Annotated in this window: 18 protein-coding genes, 1 tRNA gene and 1 pseudogene; 4 read left to right on the top strand and 16 right to left on the bottom strand. The window is 58.3% G+C overall.

What is annotated here, in order from left to right:
* Positions 1-264 precede the first annotated feature (264 nt).
* From HZ99_RS01740 to HZ99_RS01705, 8 genes are all read right to left on the bottom strand, one after another.
* Complete coding sequence (locus HZ99_RS01740; RefSeq protein ID WP_235205553.1) at positions 265-2,136, bottom strand: ATP-binding protein; 1,872 nt, start codon at positions 2,134-2,136, stop codon at positions 265-267.
* Positions 2,137-2,297: 161 nt separating this feature from the next.
* Positions 2,298-2,924: a response regulator transcription factor gene (locus HZ99_RS01735; RefSeq protein WP_038440888.1), complete on the bottom strand. Its 627-nt coding sequence runs from the start codon at positions 2,922-2,924 to the stop codon at positions 2,298-2,300.
* A 144-nt stretch (positions 2,925-3,068) separates the two neighbouring features.
* Positions 3,069-4,241, bottom strand: a complete 1,173-nt coding sequence (locus tag HZ99_RS01730; protein WP_038440886.1) for an EAL domain-containing protein — start codon at positions 4,239-4,241, stop codon at positions 3,069-3,071.
* 28 nt (positions 4,242-4,269) lie between these two features.
* Positions 4,270-5,325: a fimbrial protein gene (locus tag HZ99_RS01725; RefSeq protein WP_038440885.1), complete on the bottom strand. Its 1,056-nt coding sequence runs from the start codon at positions 5,323-5,325 to the stop codon at positions 4,270-4,272.
* Positions 5,322-7,877 carry a fimbria/pilus outer membrane usher protein gene (locus HZ99_RS01720; protein ID WP_258869456.1) on the bottom strand — a complete coding sequence of 852 codons (2,556 nt, stop codon included), beginning with the start codon at positions 7,875-7,877 and terminating at the stop codon, positions 5,322-5,324. Before HZ99_RS01720 ends, HZ99_RS01725 begins: the two co-directional genes overlap by 4 nt.
* A 63-nt stretch (positions 7,878-7,940) precedes the next feature.
* Positions 7,941-8,591, bottom strand: a complete 651-nt coding sequence (locus tag HZ99_RS01715; protein ID WP_235205552.1) for a molecular chaperone — start codon at positions 8,589-8,591, stop codon at positions 7,941-7,943.
* A gap of 99 nt (positions 8,592-8,690) precedes the next feature.
* Positions 8,691-9,227: a fimbrial protein gene (locus HZ99_RS01710; RefSeq protein WP_235205551.1), complete on the bottom strand. Its 537-nt coding sequence runs from the start codon at positions 9,225-9,227 to the stop codon at positions 8,691-8,693.
* Positions 9,228-9,492: 265 nt separating this feature from the next.
* Positions 9,493-11,553: a TonB-dependent receptor gene (locus tag HZ99_RS01705; protein ID WP_038440881.1), complete on the bottom strand. Its 2,061-nt coding sequence runs from the start codon at positions 11,551-11,553 to the stop codon at positions 9,493-9,495.
* 262 nt (positions 11,554-11,815) lie between these two features.
* Between HZ99_RS01705 and HZ99_RS01700 the strand changes: the two genes are divergently transcribed.
* The gene (locus tag HZ99_RS01700; protein ID WP_038440880.1) at positions 11,816-13,036 is read left to right on the top strand and encodes a multidrug effflux MFS transporter; all 1,221 of its coding nucleotides are present in this window, start codon (positions 11,816-11,818) and stop codon (positions 13,034-13,036) included.
* A 15-nt stretch (positions 13,037-13,051) separates the two neighbouring features.
* Positions 13,052-13,663, top strand: a complete 612-nt coding sequence (locus tag HZ99_RS01695; protein ID WP_038440878.1) for a TetR/AcrR family transcriptional regulator — start codon at positions 13,052-13,054, stop codon at positions 13,661-13,663.
* Between the two features lie 30 nt (positions 13,664-13,693).
* Here the strand turns inward: HZ99_RS01695 and HZ99_RS01690 are convergent, their stop codons facing one another.
* From HZ99_RS01690 to HZ99_RS01680, 3 genes are read right to left on the bottom strand one after another with little or no spacing between them, the layout of a single operon-like run.
* The gene (locus HZ99_RS01690) at positions 13,694-14,512 is read right to left on the bottom strand and encodes a methyltransferase domain-containing protein (RefSeq protein WP_038440876.1); all 819 of its coding nucleotides are present in this window, start codon (positions 14,510-14,512) and stop codon (positions 13,694-13,696) included.
* A 21-nt stretch (positions 14,513-14,533) separates the two neighbouring features.
* Positions 14,534-14,908 carry a hypothetical protein gene (locus tag HZ99_RS01685; protein WP_038440874.1) on the bottom strand — a complete coding sequence of 125 codons (375 nt, stop codon included), beginning with the start codon at positions 14,906-14,908 and terminating at the stop codon, positions 14,534-14,536.
* Positions 14,909-14,935: 27 nt separating this feature from the next.
* A complete protein-coding gene (locus HZ99_RS01680) occupies positions 14,936-16,123 on the bottom strand; it encodes an NAD(P)/FAD-dependent oxidoreductase (protein WP_115284149.1) in 1,188 nt (395 codons plus the stop codon).
* A gap of 381 nt (positions 16,124-16,504) precedes the next feature.
* Between HZ99_RS01680 and HZ99_RS01675 the strand changes: the two genes are divergently transcribed.
* Positions 16,505-16,591 (top strand) — tRNA-Leu (locus HZ99_RS01675).
* A gap of 100 nt (positions 16,592-16,691) precedes the next feature.
* On the opposite strand, the pseudogene HZ99_RS28275 reads toward HZ99_RS01675, so the two are convergent.
* Positions 16,692-16,830, bottom strand: a pseudogene (locus HZ99_RS28275) (DUF4113 domain-containing protein); the annotation flags it as partial.
* A 223-nt stretch (positions 16,831-17,053) separates the two neighbouring features.
* Between HZ99_RS28275 and HZ99_RS01670 the strand changes: the two are divergent.
* Positions 17,054-17,365 (top strand): co-regulatory protein PtrA N-terminal domain-containing protein, encoded by a 312-nt coding sequence (locus HZ99_RS01670; protein ID WP_051902995.1) that lies wholly within the window; start codon positions 17,054-17,056, stop codon positions 17,363-17,365.
* A gap of 392 nt (positions 17,366-17,757) precedes the next feature.
* On the opposite strand, the gene HZ99_RS01665 is transcribed toward HZ99_RS01670, so the two are convergent.
* The 4 genes from HZ99_RS01665 to HZ99_RS01650 form a co-directional block, all read right to left on the bottom strand.
* Positions 17,758-18,156: an MliC family protein gene (locus HZ99_RS01665; protein WP_038440870.1), complete on the bottom strand. Its 399-nt coding sequence runs from the start codon at positions 18,154-18,156 to the stop codon at positions 17,758-17,760.
* Between the two features lie 328 nt (positions 18,157-18,484).
* Positions 18,485-18,751, bottom strand: coding sequence for an IS66 family transposase (locus HZ99_RS27515; RefSeq protein ID WP_404942446.1), 267 nt, complete (start codon positions 18,749-18,751; stop codon positions 18,485-18,487).
* A 252-nt stretch (positions 18,752-19,003) separates the two neighbouring features.
* A protein-coding gene (locus HZ99_RS27510; RefSeq protein WP_115284148.1) for an IS5 family transposase occupies positions 19,004-19,859 on the bottom strand; the annotation gives its coding sequence in 2 pieces (ribosomal slippage) (positions 19,004-19,504 and positions 19,506-19,859; 855 coding nt in all).
* Between the two features lie 68 nt (positions 19,860-19,927).
* Positions 19,928-20,716, bottom strand: coding sequence for an APH(3') family aminoglycoside O-phosphotransferase (locus HZ99_RS01650; protein ID WP_038440866.1), 789 nt, complete (start codon positions 20,714-20,716; stop codon positions 19,928-19,930).
* Positions 20,717-20,776: the final 60 nt, after the last annotated feature.

The raw sequence follows: 20,776 nt of genomic DNA, 5'->3' as shown, positions 1-20,776 counted from the left end.
GAAGGAAGTCCGGCCATTCTCACGTCACCCTCAGCCAAGGTATTTAGGAAGGCTCCTAAATGGAAAAGGAAAGTTCCATGCCTGTCTCGGAAGTTTCCGGTCCTAGGTGGAAAGTTCTCCTCCCCATCGTCCCCTGGCTTCAACCTGAGGCCTTGAGTTCATCACTCAGGGTCAGCATCGCTTGCGTCAGTTCAGTGACCGCAACTTCAAGCTGGACAGACTCCGCAACCTGGCAGGCGGCCTCAAGCCGCGTGCAATGAATGATCACATTCTGCCCGCCCACGATCCTGCCCCCCCCTTGACGCGATGGGCCAACTCGGCGAGCGCCTTCAGGTCGCCTGCGGCGTGGCGCTCGACCAAGCGCTCGCTGTCGCTGTCCAGGCTATCGGCCAAGCCCCGTACCAGGGTGCCGACCGCCTGTTCATCCCCCTTTGCCAGTTGCCTCAAGGTGCCGAGATCAAGGGTCTGTCCTTGCCCGACCCGGGCGGCCTGGCGATCGCTCGCAAGCGTCAAGGGATGGGCCAATAACAGGCGCTCGCTCAAGTCACGCAGGCTGATGGGCTTGAACAGGCAATCATCCATGCCGGCATCCAGGCAACGCTGCTTCTCCCCTGGCAGGGCGTTGGCCGTCAGCCCGATAATCAGGCAGCGCTGCAACTGCAGCCGAACCTCCTCTGCACGAATGGCCGTCGCCAGCTCATAACCGTTCATGATTGGCATATGGCAATCAGAGATCACCACGTCAAAATCCCCCTTGCGCCACCCCCGCAGCCCGTGAGCACCATCTTCGGCATCACTGACATCGTGCCCCAGGTAGGTCAACTGCTGGGACAACAACACGCGGTTGGCCGGGTAGTCATCCACCACCAGCACCCTCAGGCACCTGGCAGGCAGCACCGGCTCGACGGCAGGCTCGGGAAGGGATGCGATAGGCTCAAGTATCGGCAACCTGAGCGCGACCGATACATCGGTCCCGTTGCCCAGACTGCTGGTCAGGGATAATTGGCCATTCATCATCTCGCACAACGTACGGGTGATCGTCAGCCCCAGTCCGGAACCGGTGCGCATCGAATCAACCGGGCTTCCAACCTGGCTGAAGGGGCTGAACAACCGGGCTTGATCGTCCTGGGAGATGCCGATGCCGGTATCCATCACGTTGAAGATCAAGTCCAGCTCCTTGCCCTGGGCCACCGCAACGCAGCGCAGCGATAAACGGACTTCGCCGCTGACGGTGAACTTGATGGCATTGCTCAGCAGGTTCGAAAGGACTTGCTTGAGCCGCAACGCGTCGACCCACACGTCACAATCCGCCCGGCTGTCGAGTTCGACCCGCAAGTCCAGAAGCTTTTGCTGGGCCACCCCATCAAAAATCCGTGCCACTGACCTGGCCAGGTCCTGCAGGTTTGCCCGAACGGGAGTCAGGCTCAACTGGCCTGATTCGATGCGCACGATGTCGAGAATATCGCCGATCAGATCCACCAGGCCGTTGGCGGCACTGGATGCAACATCCAGCGAAACCTGGTCGACAATCCCTTGCTCCGCACGCTTGGAGGCCATTTCCAACATCCCCAGCACAGCGTTCATGGGCGTGCGGATCTCATGGCTCATGGTCGCCAGGAAGGTCGTCTTCGCTTTGTTGGCATCCTCCGCCTCCTTTTGCGAGGCCTTGAGTTGGTCGACCAATTGCTGGCGGTCACTGACGTCGATCCAACCTGCCATGACGCCGATAGCGTTCCCTTGAGCATCAAGGCAGGGAAATATCCAGTGAAAAATAGCCACCGTCTGACCAAACGGCGCGACCAGGATACCGCCGCCTATTTCTGGCACGCGATTGCGCATCACCTTGAGGTAGAACGCGTGGTATTGCTCGGCTTCCTCCGGCGCCATCAAGTTGCCTTCGGTGACCTTCTTGCCCAGCAGTTGATCCAGGCCCGTAGACACGAACGTCAGGTAGGTTTCATTGCACGCCACCAACCGCCCCTGGGCATCGCGGATAAATACCGGGTGCGGGGTGCTTTCGAGCATGGGCCGCATTGAAGCCACTTGCGCTGCCAGGAGACGGTTGCCGTCTTGTTTACGCCGCCGCCAGATCAACAGCGCAGCGTGCCAGCAGGCAATCGACAAGAGGCTGGTCAACCCCATGCCCCAGTAAAAAGCCGCATTGGCGTCCGTGTGCACCTTCAGGCTCAGATCAAATTCGTGAGGGCTGAGCGCCCCGTGGGTGCTGCTTTCGGCCTGACCGCCGGACGGCAAGCAGGCCAGAAGTGTCGCGATGAGAAGAGCCCTGAAGGTGTACATCACACAATACTGTTGCGCTTGGCGACTTCCGCCAGCGACACCACCGAAGTGACCTGGAAGCGCTCCAGCAGGCGAGTTTTGTAGGTGCTGATGGTTTTGTTGCTGAGCAACATCGAATCGCCGATTTCCTTGTTGCTACGCCCCAATGCCAGGTGTTTGAAAATCACCAGTTCACGATCCGAAAGGCTGTCGATCACCCGCGCCTCATTCATTTCGTTATCGCTGCGACGCACCGAGCCGATGTTCAGGTTGGGGAAATGGGTATAGCCAGACATCAGGACCTTGACCGCTCGCTGCAAATCATCCAGGTCATCGATCTTGGACAGAAAGCCCGCCGCACCGGCAACCATGCACCGCTTGAGGTACAACGAAGGCTCAAGAGACGTGAGCACGAGGATCCGTGCGCCAATATTGAGGTCGACAATACGACGGATGACTTCCAGGCCATCGAGCTTGGGCATCGAAATGTCCAGTACCACCAGGTCCGGCTGTAACTGGCGGGCCTGCTGCACAGCATCCGCACCATCGCCGGCCTCGACGATCGGGTCAAAATGCTCGTGCTGCAAGACCATCTTCACGGTTGCACGAACGATCGGATGATCGTCCACGACCAACGCTTTGCGCATAGTTATCTCACTTATCCAGGTTGCTCGGGTGGCAATGACAAAGCAGGTGGAACATCAAGTGGCCGAATGCCCTACAAGCTTAGTCCGCCCCACGCCACCGCTACTTTTTTATTCAGATGCACGTCAGCACAGCGTCTGGACGCGCTACTCCAGCCATTGCTGGAGCCGCTTGGCAGTCATCGGCTTGGCCAGGTGAAACCCCTGGGCGAATAGGCCGCCCATGGCGATCACGGTGTCCTGGATGGCCTGGCTGCTGACACCTTCTACCACCAGGCTCATTCCGACCGCCCTGGCCAGCGCAACGGCACTGGCCAGCATGGCCTGGCTGTTCTGGTCCGAAAGGTCCTGAACCACCGATGAATCGAGCTTGAGCTGGTTAAAGGGCAGTTGGCAGAGCAAGGTCAGGGAGGAAAACCCCACCCCAAAATCATCAATGGACAGGCCACACCCCAACCCCCGCAGATGCAGCAGGCTGCCCATGGTCGCCAGGCTCATGTCCAGCAACCCGTTTTCCGCGATTTCAAACAGCACCGCCCTGCCCGGCAGCCCGCGCTCGATCAATGCGGCCTCGACATGGCTGGGCAAGTCGAAGCTGGCCAGCTGCGAAGCATGCAGGTTGAACGCGACCTCCAGGTAGCGGCCACGCCGCCCCAGGGCCTCCAGCAAATCCAAGCCTTGGGCGAACACCTGCTTGAACATCTCATCGATCAGGTCGTAAGCCAGCACGGCCGAGAGGAATTCCCGGGGCAACAACACACCCCGACTGGGGTGTTCCCAGCGAACCAACGCCTCCACACCGCAAAGCTGCTGAGTGAGCAGGTTGAACTTGGGCTGGAACCAGGCCTTGAACTGCCCGCCAGCCAGTCCGTGCCTGACTTCCTGTTCGGTAGGCAACGTAAACGGTGCTTGTGGGGCTGAGCGCAATAGGGTTTTGCGGCGAATGTAGCTCGCCAGAATCAACTCCAGATGCCGAGTGGTGGCCTGTCGCCCGATAACGCCGATCAGACTGATCCTCGAAAACAGATGGATGCGCTCGATGGCACGGTGCAGGGACGGTTCCAACTGCGAGTACAACACCACGGCGCGGACCAACCCGGCCTTGGCCGCGGCCAGCAAAAAGTCGAAATGCTCCAGGGTCTGGCTATTGAGTTCGCACAGCACAATGTCGGCGCCCTCGACCTGGCGCAGAATCGCCATGGCCTTTTCGCAGTGGCCGGCCTGATAGATCGCCCGTGTGCCCAGGGCGCCCAGCGCCTCAACCATAGGCTTGCGCGAAGACGCCTGAGCCCCCAGCACCAACACTCGCAACGACATCATTGGGGGTACTCCAGGCCGATCAAGCCGTTTATTTAAAGGTGATGTCCACAGTCGCAGAGGCGCTGAACGGCCCTACCAGAGGAGACGCCGTCAACCACTGAATACCCGCCATGAAGCGGTTTTGCACCAGGCTGCCATTGACCAACGCCAGATCCACGACCTTGTTCATGACAATCGGCTCCAAGGGTGTCGCGGCCCTGGACACCACAATGCCAAAACGGCTGTTGCTGGACGGCATGATCGTGGTCTGGTTGCGCACGGTGTGGGTCGTGCTGAATGTCGCCTGCATCGTTGAGCCAGGGCAGGCCTGGCCATTCTCGGCACCACTCATGTTCACGTTGACTGAAAACGGCACCTGCTTGCCGATCTTGCCCGCGACGAAGTCCTTGCTGGAGACCGAGCCGAAGTCGATGGCCGCGCCGTTGTTGCCCGCCACAGTGATCGTGGGTTGGCAGGACATGAATGAAACCCCGTTCAGGCCCGATAGCGTGGTAGCAAAGTTGGATGCCGGCAGGCTGCCGAACTTATCGTCGCTTCCGGCCAGCTTCAATACCGTGAAGGTGCTGGCGTTGGCTATTTTTCCGCTGCCCGGCGGGGCTATTCCGGTCAACTTCACGTACACCTGAAACGCTACCGTCACAGGCAGTGCGTAATACCGATTCAAGCCGGCCAGGGAATTGCCGGGATCACAAAACGGCGTGCAGTTCACCGCCTGGCCGATGTTGATTCTGGAGCCATAGCTGGCCCTGGTGTTGCGCCCCTTGTAGGTCACGCCAATCTCCAGCGATGGGTCCAACCCGGCCACGGTGATCAGCGGATCGAGGAAAAAGAACCCGCTAAGGGTGTCCAGGTTCAGGGTCCGGGGGGTGTCGTAGCACATGAATTGCCGGGTGATCGTCGCCGAGCGCCAGATCTCGGCGCCGGCCTTGACCTGAGCCATGGACACTTTTGTCGGCCCCATATTCAGCGCCTCGGTATTGGCCCCCAGCGCCGTGGTGCAGGTCATGGAGAATCCGGCTTGCGACCAGCACAGGGCGAGCAACAAGCACCCCAGGTTGCGGACTGTGTTCAACGTAAACGTCATGGTCTCGATGCCTCGGGCGCGGTGTTACAGATCAGTGAAACGGTGTCATAGCCCTGAACAGGCTGCTGTGCGTTACCGTGATACGCAGGCACCACCAATGAACAGGCATCCCCGGCCTCGCTGCCCCACTTCACCAGCAGGCGATCGCCATCAGCGACACCGGCAATGAAGATTTCCCCCCCGGTCCCTACGACACCGTTGCTTCTGCCGTCGCGGCCAAACACCGTGGCGCCGATGGGCGGGACGGAGCCGTCCGCCAGCGTGCTGTGCACCAACAGGTTGCGCCCCTGGTGGGTGTCGAATCTGACCCGCACAATCGCGCCACGGGTGGGCACCACTTCACGCGCCGGCATTGGGATTTCCAGGCCGGCGCCAATATCTTCGGTGCGCAGCGCCACGCGGTTTTGCCGGTACGGGGTCGCGGAGGTCATGACGGTAAACCCGGACTTATCAATAGCCGCGCCTCCCTGGTTGTCCAGGCCAACGCCTTCGGCGCCCCGGGCCTCGACCAGCACCAGCGTGTCATGCAACGGCTGACTGAGGGTGACGCCACCGGCATGCACCACCAACCCACCGGAAACGCCCAGTGATGTTTGCTGGAACTGGCGGCCGTAGCTGTGGTTGAAGTCGACATTGCCCTTACTGCCCTGATAACCCAGGCTCACGGAGCTACTGGCACCGGCCTGCACGTTATGGCTGACCTGCGCGCCATAGTTCAAACGGCTGTCATCGAGCAGCGTGCCGTTGATGCCGGTGTTGTAGGTACTGCCTGTGCGCTGGGTGTGGTTAACGCTGGATGTGGAATTGAGGTAGCGCGAGCCTGAGCCCAACGGCACCGAAAGCGTCAGGTTCACACTGCGCTCGTCATAGCCCATGTTGCTGCGGGTATCCTGGAGAAACACGCCATAGCTGATGTCTTTGTAAACGCTGTTGAAGCCTGCCTGAAGCGTGCGGTCCTGGCCGGCCTCGCCCCAGTAACTTTGATTGCTGACATTGACGTACACGCTGGAGGCGTTGCCGACCCGCTGGTTGACCGACAGATCCAGGCGCTGACGTTTGTTGTTGAACGTACTGGAGTAGTAGCTGCGCTTGCGCGCCTCGGTCCAGTCGGGCACGCCACGATAGTCTTGGGTGTCGTCGAGGTAGTCGTGCCGGTACAGGCCACTGTCCCAGCGGTCCCGTTCGGCCACGGCGTCCGCAAAGTCATAGTATCCGGCAGTGGAGTAGCGATAGCCGGCCAGGCGGAACTCGGTCCCCAGGGTGTTCAAAGACTTGGAGTACAGAAAACGCAGGCTTTGCCCACGCTTGCTGTCTCCGGCAGCCAGGTCGGTGTCGGACAGCGAAAGGTCCAGGGAGATGGCACCCAACAGGCCCAGGTTCTTGCCCAGGCCAACCACCGCGGCACGGTAGTTCTCGGCCACCAGCAGCCCGCCATAGGGCGTGACTTCCCTGGACAGGCCACGCGCTATCCCCGCCTGGACAAATCGAGGCTGGTAACCGCTGCGCCCATCGCGATAGCGACCCAGGCTCAGTTGGTAGTCAGTGATGCCGTCGCGCAGCATATTGGGCACGGCGGAAAACGGCACGGTGAAGTGTTTTCTAGAGCCGTCGGCTTCGATGACACTGACCTGCAGGTCTCCACTGAGGCTGCCCGGATACACATCGCGCAAGGCAAAGGGGCCCGCCGGCACTTGGGTGCTGTAGACGGTGTAGCCGTTCTGCCGGATCTCGACCCGGGCATTGCTCGCCGCCACCCCGCGAATCACCGGGGCGTAGCCGCGCAGGCTTTCGGGCAACATTTCGCGGCTGCTGGCCAGGTGCATACCGCTGAAGGAAAAACTGTCGAACATGGCGTTATCCGTGCTGCCCTGGCCGATCAGCAAACGGCTGCGCCACGGGACAAGATCGGTCTCGGCCCACGTCGCAATGTTGCGCCATTGCGTGCCTGCCAGGGGCTGGCGGTCGACCGTCGAATCGTTGCGCAATCGCCAGCCGCCCAGGTTGAGGCCGCTGTTGACGCTGGCAAAGTAGTAATCGGCCTGGGTACTGGAGGCGTCGTTTTTGTTGCGGCTTTGCGTGCCATTGAGGTTGTAGTTCAGGTATCCGGCAGTGATGCCCTGGTCATACAACTTGGGCGAGACCGCGCCCTGGGGGCGATCCACCAGGTGAAGCTGCGGTATGTACAGGTCCAGCCGATGAATGCCGGCGTCAATCGCCATCTTCACATCGCCCAGGGCCCCCACCAGATCGTAACAACCGCCAGATCCAGGGGAGGCAGGCAAATGCACGCCATATTCGCGGTAATCGCCCAGCGTCAAGCAAGGTGCCACTGGCGAGTCTTTTCCTTGCCGGGAAAACGTCAGTTCACGCTGATCGATTTGCTGGTCGTTCAAATAAATATCGAACGGGTAAGTTCCTGGAAGAATGTCATCGCCGGAAGCCAGCAAGTTGACCATTTCAACGGCCGCATCGCCCCGAATGAACGAAGCATTATATTGCTCTTGCGCAGTCGAAACTTCACACAGAAGCAAGCAGGAAACATATAACCCCACCTGACGGCCAGCCACACTTATGCGCGTTGCGATAAACACCACGACAACTACCTCATGACAGACTTAACGGTCGAGCCTGATATTTTTGATTTCGGTGTGACCACCGTAGTCATTGATAAAACTGAATGAAAACTCACTGTCAGTTGGGCACGCAGACGCTAATTCAATACGCAGGCTGCCCTCTGGCAGCAGCATGCCGCCATCGACAGCGCAGGCGATCTGGCCGGCTTTTTCAAACTTCAACAGGCCGAGGGTGACATGGGCCGGGCCGCCATTGCTAACCAGCAACTCATTGCCCTGGCGCCGCCAGACAAGGGCTTGCGCCTGCTTGTACAGGTCGATCTTGAGCGCCGCCGGGCGATAGAACAGCTTGACCCGCGTACGAATGGCGACCTGCAGCACGTTCTCAAGCTTGGGGGCCGGGGGGATTTCCTGGATGTTGATCCAGAACAACGACTCCTTGTTTTGCGGCAGGCCCTGGCCGGAATAAATAAAACGCAAGACGGCTTCTTTGTTGGAGGCCAACTTCAATATCGGTGGTGTTACCAGAATCGGCAACCCTTTGGGGTTTTGTGTCGGGTCACCGGTATCCAGCCAGGTCTGCACCATGTAAGTGTCTTCACTGTCGTTTTTTATCGACAATGAAGAAGACTGACTTGCGCCGTTATAGATGACGCGTGTCGCACCCACTTGAATACCGGAAAAAGCGCTCATCGAAAACATAAGCAGAGCACAACAGACTGCAACTTTCATAACCACTACTCATGATGACGATGAGCCTTTTGCGACTCATCAGTACCGCCAGCCTGCGGCTTACTTGTATTGAATGGTAAACGTAGCGTTGGAGTTGGCCTGCCCCGCCGTTACAACGTCCTGAAAGGACCTGTAGCGAGCCCGCAAGTTGAAGGTCGCGGCGCCCGGGCTGGTGCCAGTGGCGGCAATCGAAACGGTCGCCGGTGCGGCGACGTCCTGGGTGATGGGGACAATGGCACTGTTGTTGTCGAGGATCTCTACACCCACCCCTCTGGCGCCACCGGTGACGGCCAGCAGGTCCGGATTGCCGGTCGGCGTATTGCCGTCAAAACGCAGGGAGTAGTCACCGGCCTCGCATTTTTCCAGGCTGATGGTGAACGCCTTGGCACCGCTGGTGGCACCGGTCTTGGGGAACGCGCTGGTCGGGTACTTGCCCAGTACCACGGTTTTGCTTTGGTCACCGGAAACAACCGAGCAGGTCGACTGGACAATCTCACCGGTAAAACTCACGGTGCCGTTGGCAGCGTTCGCTGTCGGCAGCGAACCGGCAATCATCAGGCCGGCCAGGGGCAATATCACTTTGCTTAAACTTTTCAAGGTAGGGCTCCGCTTTCTCTATAAACAAGGCCTCTTGCGCAGGGGTCGTGGGTCGACCCACCGACTTGCAACAGGAGCTTTCTTTGCCTGGAGAATGCTAAACACTACCCGCGGGGCAGCAGACGGAACGCTTCCTACGAAGCTCTCGGAAATTTCCTTGTCGAGGTACCGAAAAGAGAATACATGGACGAATTTGCACTGCCATGGGCTGGCCCACCGCCGTCGGCGGCAAGCCAGCCCCCCTGCAAGCCCAGTGCGTTTTACCTTACATGTCGTAGCGCAACACCAGCCCGACCGTGCGCGGCGCACCTACATCGACAATATCGCCGCTGCGGTTGTTAGTGATGTATTCCTTGTCAAAGGCGTTTTTCACGAAACCGGAAACCGCGACGTTCTTGCTGACCTTGTACTCGGTGTTGAAGTTGACCAGCCAGTAACTGTCGCTGCGACGCTCGCCCGTGACCTGGCCTGGCGTATCGAACTCATACTCCGACGGTGCGCTGCTCTGGTACACCAGGTCGGTGTTCAGGGTCAGGCGGTCATTCCAGCGGTAGATGCCGCCCAGGGACAGTTTGTACCTGGGCGAATAGAGGAACTCCTCGCCGCTCATATCGCGGCCGTCACCGGTCACAAAGTCCTTGTACTTGCCTGCGGTGATCGAGCCACCGGCAGTCAGGGTCAACGGCTCGCCAAGGTCTTTTTCGACAAACACTTCCAGGCCCTTGATAGCACTGCTGCCCGCGTTGAACACCTGGACGAAATCGGTGTTGCGCTCCAATACGCTGACTTGCTGGTCTCTCCAGTCGGTGTAATACAGGTTGGCGCGGGTGCGCAGGGTCTTGTCGAAGAATGCGCCACGGTAGGACAACTCGTAGTTGGTGGTGTATTCCGGGTCGTAGCCCTCGTGGCCGCCACCGGCCCGTACGTTGACGCCGCCACCGCGATAGCCCTTCTGCACCATCACACCCAGGTACTGGTTGGCGGCCAGCTCATAGTCGAGGCCCAGTTTGGGCAACAGCGCATCAAACGACTTGCTGACCTTGCCAGGGCTGGAAAAATCGTCCTGCTTGATATCGGTATCGTTGGTTTCGTGGTCGTAGCGCAGACCCGTGACCAAGGTCCACTGCGGGGCAAATGTCCAGTTGATTTCACCGAACACGGCCTTGCTTTCAATGGTCGTCTCGCCCTTGGCGGTGCCGAACAGGGCGTTGTCGAACAGCAGGCGATCGTGGAAGTTGTTGGTGTTGTGGCCGTAGTAGGCGCCGACAAAACTCTTCACCGTATCGCCGCTATAGTTCAGCCGCAGTTCCTGGCTGAACAAGTCACCGTCCTGGGTGCGTAGCACCACCTGGTTGGCGTCGGCGGACTGGTCGAAGTCCAGGCGTGCGTCATAGTCGGAGCGGGTATTGGCGCTCAGGCTGGTCAGCGACCAGTGATCGTCCAGGCGGTAGTCCAGCTTGGCGCTGAGCGTGTCTTGCTCAAGCTTGTCATAGGCCTTGGTGTTGGACGTCATCTTGTAATAACGGATCTTGTCGCTCTGGCGCATGGCAGAGTTGTCACCTTTGCGGCTCTCGCCATGGGCGTAGGTCAGCAGCACATCCAGATCGTCATTGGGCAGGATCAGCAGCTTGCCCCGGGCATTGCCGGTGCGGGTCGGATTGGCGTCGTCATGCAGGGCGATGTTGTCGATATAGCCATCGCCTTCCTGGTAATCCACGGCAATACGCCCGGCGATCCTGTTATCGACCAGCGCGCCGCCACCGGCCACCGCCGCACCGCGCTCACCGTAGTTACCCATGTGGGTGCGCGCGGAAAAACTCGGTTCGAAGGTGGGGTTGCGGGTCTGGATCACCACCGCGCCGGCCAACGAGTTACGGCCCTGGGTGGTGGATTGCGGGCCGAGGAACACTTCGACCTGGTCGACGTCCCACAGCGGCATCGGGCTGAGGGTCAGGGCTCGGTTCGGTTGCACGGCGCCGTCGACGAACACCGACACCGCACCGTTGAGCGTGGCCGGACCCTGGTCGTCGAAACCGGACACGGGCACGCCGCGGATCCCCCAGTTTTCATTGCCGGACTGGTTATACACACCCGGCGTTCGGGCAAACACATCCACCAGGTCACGGTCTTGTTTTTCACGCAGTTGCTGCTCGGTCACCACCACCACGCTCGACTGGGTCTGTTCCAGGCTGCGGTTGATTTTTTCACCGGTGACGGTGATTGGCGCAATCTCCAGCGAGCTTGTTTGTTCGCCCGCCCACGCACCGTTGCACAGGCAGATAGCCGAACCCACGGCCACCGCCATTGTTGTTTTCTTGAAAGTCACGCCCTGCTCCCCTACGCCTGTTTTTTTATTTTTTCTGATGCCCGGAACGCTGCTTGTGCCCAGCCGGCGGGAGTCTAATTCAATCAAAAAATTAAAGAAATACAATTGATAACGACTCTCATTCATAGAAAGCAGTTGCAGTGTACCGATGCAGATACCCTCGAACCTTCTGGCGATTGCCCGCATTGACCGTTCTATGACGTGCCGGTACTCTACGCAAAACCTACCGACCGGTAGGATGTTTCTTAGCATTGGAGGCCGTATGAATTCGTACCCCACCCACAGGGTTTCCCTGAGGCTGGCTATGGGTCTTGGACTGATCGGCGCCCTCGGCCCATCGGCTGTCGATATGTACTTGTCGAGCCTGCCCGAGATTGCCCGCGAGTATCAGAGCAGCTTCGCCAGCGTGCAGTTGACCCTGACGTTCTTCCTCCTGGCCATGGGCGCAGGCCAGTTGATCTTCGGGCCCATCGTCGACGCCTACGGGCGCCGGCGGCCCCTGTTGGCCGGCCTGGTGCTGTTTACCTTGTGCTCATTAGGCGCAGCGTGGGCTCCAACACTGGAGACGCTGATCGCCCTACGCTTCGTCCAGGGACTTGGCAGCGCACTGACGCTGGTGGTGATCATGAGCATGGTCCGGGACGTCAGCGAGGGCGTGGCCGCGACCAAGCTCTTTGCGTTGCTGATGACCATCGAAGGGGTTGCACCGATCTTCGCCCCGGCACTGGGCGGGGTGATCGATACCCACTACGGCTGGCGTGCGGTGATGCTGGTACTCGCCGCCTTTGGCCTGGCGGTACTCGGCAACAGCTGGCTGTCGCTGCCAGAAACCCTGGCCTTGCGCCATAGAGCCCCCTTGCGCCTGGGCGCCGCATGCCGCACTTACCTGGCAATTGCCAGGGACCGGAATTTCCTGCGCCCGACCCTCGCCGTCGCCGCGGCGTTCTTTTTTCTGTTTGCCTACATCGGCGGCGCGACCCTGGTCTACCAGCGGACCTACGGCCTGAGTCCGCAAGCCTTTGGCCTGTTGTTCGGCGTCACCGGCATCGCCATCCTGATCGGGGCGATGAGCGCCGGGAAACTGGTCAGCCGGCTTGGCTTGAGCCGCCTGTCACTGATCGGTGTGTCGTGCATGGCCGCTGGCTCGGCAATCGCTGTGGTTTCCACCCTGACCAGCCTGGCTCTGCCCGGTATAGTGGCGGGCATGGCTGTGGCCCTGTTTGGCCTGGGCATCGCTGAGTCCACGCTGATGTCGCTGGTGATGTCCTCGCAAAAACGCGCGCTGGGCTCCACCGCCGCACTGCTGGGTGCGTTCCAACTGTCCATTTCCGCCAGCGCGACGCCGCTCTCGGCCTTGGCCCTGACCCATGGACCCGTAGCCTGGGCCACATTGTTGTTGGCCAGCGCGTTGCTGACCTGCCTGCTGACGGCGATCAGCCTGCCTTGCAGTGCAGGCGATGCCTTTGATCTGACCGGGCACTGATTAAGGAGCTACACCATGACGTCCAATACCCTGACCTCGGCCGCCGAACGCATCGCGCACCTGGCGCTGGAGCAATTTGCCGAACATGGCTACGACGCGGCCTCGTTGAACGACATCGCCCTACGCGCGGGCATCAAGAAGGCCTCTCTGTACGCACACTTTGCGAGCAAGGATGCGCTCTACGTGGTCGCGCTTGAACTCGCACTGCAGGCCGAACGCGATTATGTGCAAAGCCAATTTGCGAAAAACTCACGATCGATCAAGGCCCCCGGCGAGGTCTACATCGACAACCTGCAGCGCCGCCACAACAGCAATGAATCCCTGCGTTTTTTGTTGAGGGCCGCCTTTTACCCTCCGGCACCGCTGAGGGACGTGGTCATGTCCGGGTTCAATGACTATATGGCCATGATCCGCAGCCACTTCCAACAGGGGTTGCTCAAGGCCTATCCGGACATAGACGCACAGGCCGGGGAGATTCTGGCTGAGGCTTACCTGGTGACGCTCGACAGCCTGCATGTGGAGCTGACCTACGGTGATACACAGGCGTATTCCCGCCGCCTGGATGCCCTGCAACGACTGTCGCGCGCGGTTGGCTACGATGAAATCATCCAGCGCCTGCGCGGATAAACACCAGGCAGGACCTGGCATGTGTCAGGTTCAGACCCGCGCCACAATAAATATCCGTTTGAAGGGGAACAACGTGAGCCCATCTGATTCAGGCGGGTACTCTTGGTGCACTCGCTCAAGGTAGTGATAGAGAAAGCGCGCCCGATCCTGATCATCCAGCGCCAGCAACACCGGGCGCAAGGCCGAGACCTTGACCCAGTCAAAAATCGGCGATTGTCCCTGGACCACTTGCAGGTACTCGGTTTCCCAGATATCCAGCTCCTGGGTCATGGGCGCCAGCAAACGGTAGTAGCAATCCAGCGAGAGCACTGGCCGGGTAGACATCGCCTGGCGCAGTTGGCGGGTGCCCAGTGGCACGCCTCCAGGTCCCGCGTCTTCCAGCGTGTCGAGCATCAACCGATACCAGTGTGCATCGCGCCAGTTGGGCATATGGGCGGCAAAACAGCCGCCGGGTTTGAGCTGCCGCAGCAGCCGGGGCAACAGCTCATCATGCCCTTCAATAAAGTGCAAAACAGCCGCCGCCAGCAGCAGGTCCGCAGGCTGCTCGGCGTACCAGCCCTGCAGGTCACGGCGCTGCCACAGGGCCTTGATGGGCAGGTAAGTGGCCTCAGCGAGCATTTCGGCGGAGCTGTCGACACCGGTCAGTTCAGCTTCCGGCCAACGCTTGGCCAGCAGTTGAGTGGCAATGCCCGTGCCACAACCCAGGTCGTAGATGCATTGCGGCCGCTCAAGGTGGATACGGTCGAGAAGTTCGATCACAGGACGCTCGCGCAGCCGGGCAAACTTCAGGTAGGACGCTGGGTCCCATTGGGTACTGGTACCTTTTTTTTGTGAAGCATCAGCGATCATGAGGTGGACCTCCAGGTCGTGTCACAGTTGTCTTCCAATGACGTTCAGCGTTCTCAGAATCAGACCTACGCCCCGCCGGGTGCCCGGTTCGCGAAGTAGGATCAGCAAGCCGTACAGGCTCTCGGGCTGTTCCAAAGCCAGCGTTTGTGACTTGGCCATACGCATTGCGTTGCCCAGATCCCAGCTCACGCTGGCGGTTTGCTCAAACAACCTTGCGAGTTTTTCCACCATCGCCCCATCCAACAGATCGACCAGGTCAGCAGCAATCGAGAGCAAATCGACCAGATTATCCAGCCGACCGTTATCGACCAACGGCTGAAGCGCGCCCAAAATAGCGCGCAGGGCCACATCTGGATCCGTAACCGGTTGGGCACCATCAGATGATGTTGCGTCCATGACAACGACTCCCTCCATTGTGTTGAGTCAAAGCATTCCGCGAGCCACGGCCCAGTAAAGGCCACGGTTAAAGCCATTTCGCAGCAAGCCTGCCAGCTTGTTCGGTGGGGTCGGTACGACGTCATGCGTGTAGTCGTACCAAAGGGGCATCCCCACATTCAGTCCCATTTGCGCGATGGCCTGGACTCGCCCGTCGTATATGGCACCCGCAACACCATGGCGAATTTCACCCGCAATGTTGTTTGCAATGACCGGTGCTTGATGATGGCAAGCACCTCCCGCCTTACTGACGGGCAGATCGACCGTATCGCCTAGCACATATACATTTTCCAGGCCGTAGACTTGCAGGGTTTCATGATGGGTGGGCAGCCATCCCTCATTGCCTTGCGCTTGCGATACGCCCGACTCGATTACCGCATCCACTGCGCGTATTGGCGGCGTCGCCATCAAAATATCGAATGGCTGGACGTCGCCCTCTGCGGAATAGGCAATACGTTGCTCGGGATCGACCTTGCTGAGGGTAAAGCCCCGTTGAAACCTGATGCCGCGCTGTTCAAACAGGCTTGGCAGTATTTCGCCGGTCGGTCGCTGCAAGAACAGGCAGTTGCGCAACAGCTGCGCCGTCGAGGGGTAGGTGTAGACGATCTCTACCTGGTCGCGAACGCCACGGCGACGCAGAAAATCATCAAGCATCAGGGTGGTTTCAACCGGAGCAATCCCGCATTGATGAGGAACATTCGGGGTCTGGGGAAAAGACACGGTAATGAAAATCCGCCCGCGGGTTATGGTGTTCAGGCGCCGGGCCAACTGCCGTGCGGGCTCGTACTGGTAGAAGTGATCCCCGGCTTCCTTGAGCCCTTCAATCCGCTCCGGGGCCGGCACACATCCCGTGGCAATCACCAGGTAATCATAGCCGTGGCGTTTGCCGCTGCGGGTATGCAGGGCCTGTGCAGGGAAATCGAAGCGGGTCACTTCATCGACCTGGAAATCGATCTCCGGCCGCAACAAAGAGCGCTCTGAACGCTTGAGCTCCTCTTCAAAGAACTGGTTAAACGCCACGTACATAAAGGCAGGTTTGTAAAAATGCTCAGCCGAGTTTGAGAGCAGACTGACTTTCACCTGTGCCCTGACGATCTCGGGATAGAGCTTTGCCACTAACTGATTGGCAAGCATGGTCCCACCAAGGCCACCACCCACGACGATTATCCGTATCACGCGACTGCCTCCTTGCATGGTTGAAACGCCTGCAAGGGACCTTAGTTAACAATCACGCACAGGCAGGACCAAAAGGAAATAACGATTGTTGTGGTCATCGCGCAAAAGGTCGGTGCCGCCGTCCAACAGGTGAAACAAGGCGCGAACACGCACAAGATTACCGTCCCCGCCGCCGCGATCCACCCGCAGGCCGCGCGCCCCCTGGCAAATGTAGATGACTGATATGGCGAGCTTTTTTCCTGGGCCGGCACACGCAATCAGGCAGAAAAAGACCGCACGTAAACTTGCGCCAAGGTGCCTGGATCTATATATTCCCTAGCCTGCTGCACCGCTCAAGCACTTTGCCAGGCAAAGCCTCTTGAGTTGCTTCATCGCGCTGCCGCCCGAATGGCGAAACTGGTAGACGCATGGGACTTAAAATCCCCCGCTCGTAAGGGCGTCCCGGTTCGATTCCGGGTTCGGGCACCATGATATCGAGGGCTTGCATGATGAACTTCATGCAGGCCTTTATCTTTTCTGTTCCGCAATTATCCTTTCCTCGGCGTCCTGCCGACCGAGCACAATCCCTTCATTTGCACGCAACAGACCACAACTGATCAAGCCTGGTCGTGTAGCTCTGGCTCATCATCTCCCGGCGCATTCCCCAGTCAGGATTCATACCGCAGCGTTCTCCTTCCCCATCGTCCATTGATCTGGTCCAGTACCGTCGCATCGCTCAAAGGGTGGCGTTAACCCAGACGATACCATCTACCGATTTACAGCCCCTGACTGCCTAGTTCACGTCTTAGCCGGCCCCCACAAGCCTCCAACATCAAGTTGTATCATACGCCAACCCTCCCCCTAAATTGCATATAAGTAATATTGTCGCGATGCTCTTGTAAAGATCAATTGTTTATCCTCAAGTCAATCAAGCAAGGTGAGGAATCTTTCATGAAATTATTTAAATTGAGTCTGGCCGCATTGATATTCTCTATATCTTCCATAGTGTTGGCCGAAGGAGGGAGTGATCGTATTTTTGAACGAACAATTAAAAATGAACAGGCCATGGCTGCCTGTACTGCGAAGCACCACTTCGATATTCCGCTAGACATCAAAAAAAAGGGAAATATGGCTGCTCCTATCAAGTCTTGCGATATTATGCCGTCGCGCATGACCTACGAAGATTCGGCAGATAAACTCAATGTCGCCGAAGACAAAGTGTTGGAGGGTGCCGCAACAACAGCGGTTAAACCAGCCTGCTGATTGGCTAATAGTTGCTGCTGATGCAGGTATATAAGTTTTTTTGAATGCTGCCCGCATTGGCCAAAGATAGAGCGGCCCCGATCAAAGCTCACGTGGAGAAAGTGGCCCACGGCCCGTGGTGTTGACAGCGGACCTGGCCCGGGAATGGCTGGCCCCGGCCACGGATTACATCAACGTTCCAGTCAAACGCTGCTACTGCAGCAGTATGGGCGGGAGCAGTGCATAGGCCACATGCGTCGTGGCTTTCAGCGATCCGCTGTCTAAAACCCTACCGTCATTTAAGCGCGCTTAAACCCAATGAATGCGCGGCACCATTAGGTAGTATTAGACAGCAAAACCACCCGTCCCCGGCGTCCTGCCAACCGTACACAATCCCATCATCTGCAATACGGTTATTCAGTTGCGGGAATGGCGCTGCAATCCTTGAGCAAGGTTTCCTCGGTAGCGGTGTGATCGGCCTCAAGAAACGACAGGACACCCCTATCCCCCTTGGTATGCCAGCGATAGCTGTTTTGCTCATCGTTGGCCACATACAGCGTCCCCGAACCCGCCGAACTGACATGCATTGGCACTAGCTCGCCCTTGTAATTGAGAGTCGCAAAGGACTCGCCACCTTCAATATTCAGGTAAGCCGCCTGGAGAGTGACTCCACCTTCACAGCGGTATGTCACGACATCACTTTGATAAGATCGCGAGGACGGCTCGACTGGCGTCTTCTCTACGGCGCAGGCCGTCAGAGGCGTGACGATCAGGGCGCAGTTGGCCAGTAATAGAACGGATCGCAGATTCATGGAGCACCTTATTGGTTGGCTAGATGAGATATGTAGAGACTAACTAAACCTGAGAAGGTTCACCCAGGCGCCCTCTAGCGCCCTGCTCGATTATTTCATCTATCTATTTAAATTGTTTTCGCACTTATTTTAGCCATTTTAGATTAATGGACACCCAGGCAGGAGGCCTGACTGGGCATATAGGACTGATCTACGGATTGGGTATTCCAGTTGGCGTTGATGCATCCGGCGTCGGCCACTCCTTTTATTTCGTGTCTGAAACCTCTTTGGCATATTCATGGCGCGCCCGTAGCGCTATCAATCCGGTCGCCCGTGTCGGTGATAGCGATCACTCGTTGAGCATGCGATGGGTTAAGTTGGGCGTAAGTGGTGAGAGCTGGTCTTTGTACACGTCGTAAAACTTGCGCGTAGCGTGAGCCCGGCATGCCACTTCCTGAACACTGCCCGAGCCATAGAGCTGAGCAAAGCCGGCGTAGCCGTGGGCGCGCAAGATCCCGCTGAAGTTTTCGAGGTGAGCACGGGGGGCGGCCCTTGCGATCCAGCGAGTAAGTAAAGCGCACCGCCGCGGGTGTCGTGTAACCGACGGGACGATCATCGCAGACATACGTCCACAGGCGTGCCGTTTTGGTTTTGCCGGTGCCGGTGCCGGTGCCGGTGCCGGGAGCGAGTGTGTCGGCGGCATGAACTTTATGGCCGCTCAACCACTGAATTGGGCGCCCCCCAAGCAAACAAGTGACGCACCTCGCAGCAAAGGTGATTTTTCACCCAGATATCGGAGAAATTTCCCACAGATAACACTTCAACTGAAAATCATTATCACTTTTGTGTGGCTAGGATTATAAACACACTAGGCAGTGTACGAAAAGTAATCTCGTAAACACCGCATGGTGCAAGCCAAAGAGACCATTGCCGCAAAACTTTTCGCCAGCTTGTCGTAACGCGTGCCTATCCGCCGGTTCTCCTTCAGCCAGCCAAACATGCGCTCGATGATGTTGCGCTGTCGGTACTTGGGTTTGTCGAACAGTCTAGGCAAGCCAGGCTTGGGCTTACGCTTCATCGTGCGCAAAGGAATCACCGGCTGTATCCAGTAGCGGTCGCAATAGCGCCGAAGGTGTTCGGCATCGTATCCCTTGTCCGCCAATAGCCAGCGACAGCGCTTGCGAGGTCGTCCCCTCTGGCTGCTTGGGACTTGAACCTGATCAAGCAACGGCTGCGCATGAGCAATATCGCTGGCCTGTCCACCTGACAGGTTGAAACACAGAGGGATTCCGTTCGAATCGCAGAGCATATGAATCTTGGTTGTGAGGCCGCCGCGACTGCGGCCCAGTGCATGGTCTAGCGGTTCTTCAGGCCCCCTTTTTCCCAGCGCCGGAAGAGGCTCGGGTTGCGCGTACCGCGGTGGAGTCGATCATCCAGGTGTCCAGATCGATCAACCCTTGCTCGTTGAGCCTGATATGCAGGCGCTTGAGCATTTGGTCAAACGTGCCTTGATTTCGCCAGTCGCGAAAGCGCTGATAAACCGTCGACCAAGGGCCAAAACGTTCGGGCATATCGCGCCATGCGGCACCTGAGCAGAGCACCCACAAGATGCCGTTGAGCATCAGTCGGTCATCGTGTCGTGGACGTCCCGTTTTCTGATCCTGGGTGATGAGATCTTCGATCATTTCCCAAAATGAATCGCTGAGTTTGTATCGCTTGGTCATCAGGGGCTCCTGCCGTTGATGGCGGCGATTTTACCCATTTTGGTGTTTCAAGGGTTTTCGTTCAAAACCTAGAACAACTCATCCAACTGCTCGAAAAATACACGCTTCGCGGACTGGTCGGGCTCGCCAAGCCCCCGAAGAAAGTTGTTTGCAGCATTGTCCGAAACATCTTCGCGCAGGTTTCGATGAGCAAACGCAATGTCCAGCCAGCGATCCGCGATACCGCCACGCCCCAGATCGATGAAATGCAACTGCTCATGGGCGTCGACGAAAACATTGGTGTCACATAGGTCGCCATGACTGAACACCTTCTCCTCGACCGGTCGTGTGGCGTGCAGGTGGGCCAGCAATTTCCTGGGTGTGCCGAGGCTCGGCCATTGCTCCAGGTCGACATCATCAGCACACAGTTCGCGAGCGATGAGATACCCCAGTTCATTCAGGCGCACCGAAACACTTGAGTCAAACGGGCAATTGGTGATCGGCACAGCCTGCAGTTGCCGCAGTGCCTCGCGCAACAGCGCCAACATTGCGTCCTGATCGTCGCAGCGTGCTTGTATCGGTTCTCCAGGCACACAACGCGTGATCATGAACTCCCCTGCATCGCTTTCGGCAACGACTGCAACCTCGGGAACGCTCAGCCGGCCATCCAGCCATTGCAGCACGCGAGCTTCACGCAAGACGCTGTAGGTCGTGGGCGTATAGACCGCAGCGCAGGTTTTAAGGAAAAAACGTTCATTGCCTCGGGTGAAGCCGTAAACGTTGGCGGGAGACTCGCCCACCTCGTCGGCTACAAGTTGATTACTACCAATAAATTGGGCAATGGCGACGGGTAACTCGAAAGGAGTCTGCAATGACATGTACTCGGAACGGTGGATACAAGGTGAATACGCAGACCGCTTTACAGTGAACCGGAAGCC

This window comes from Pseudomonas fluorescens, from assembly GCF_000730425.1.
Lineage (GTDB): Bacteria > Pseudomonadota > Gammaproteobacteria > Pseudomonadales > Pseudomonadaceae > Aquipseudomonas > Aquipseudomonas fluorescens_X.
This window is presented reverse-complemented; position numbering and strand designations above follow the sequence as displayed.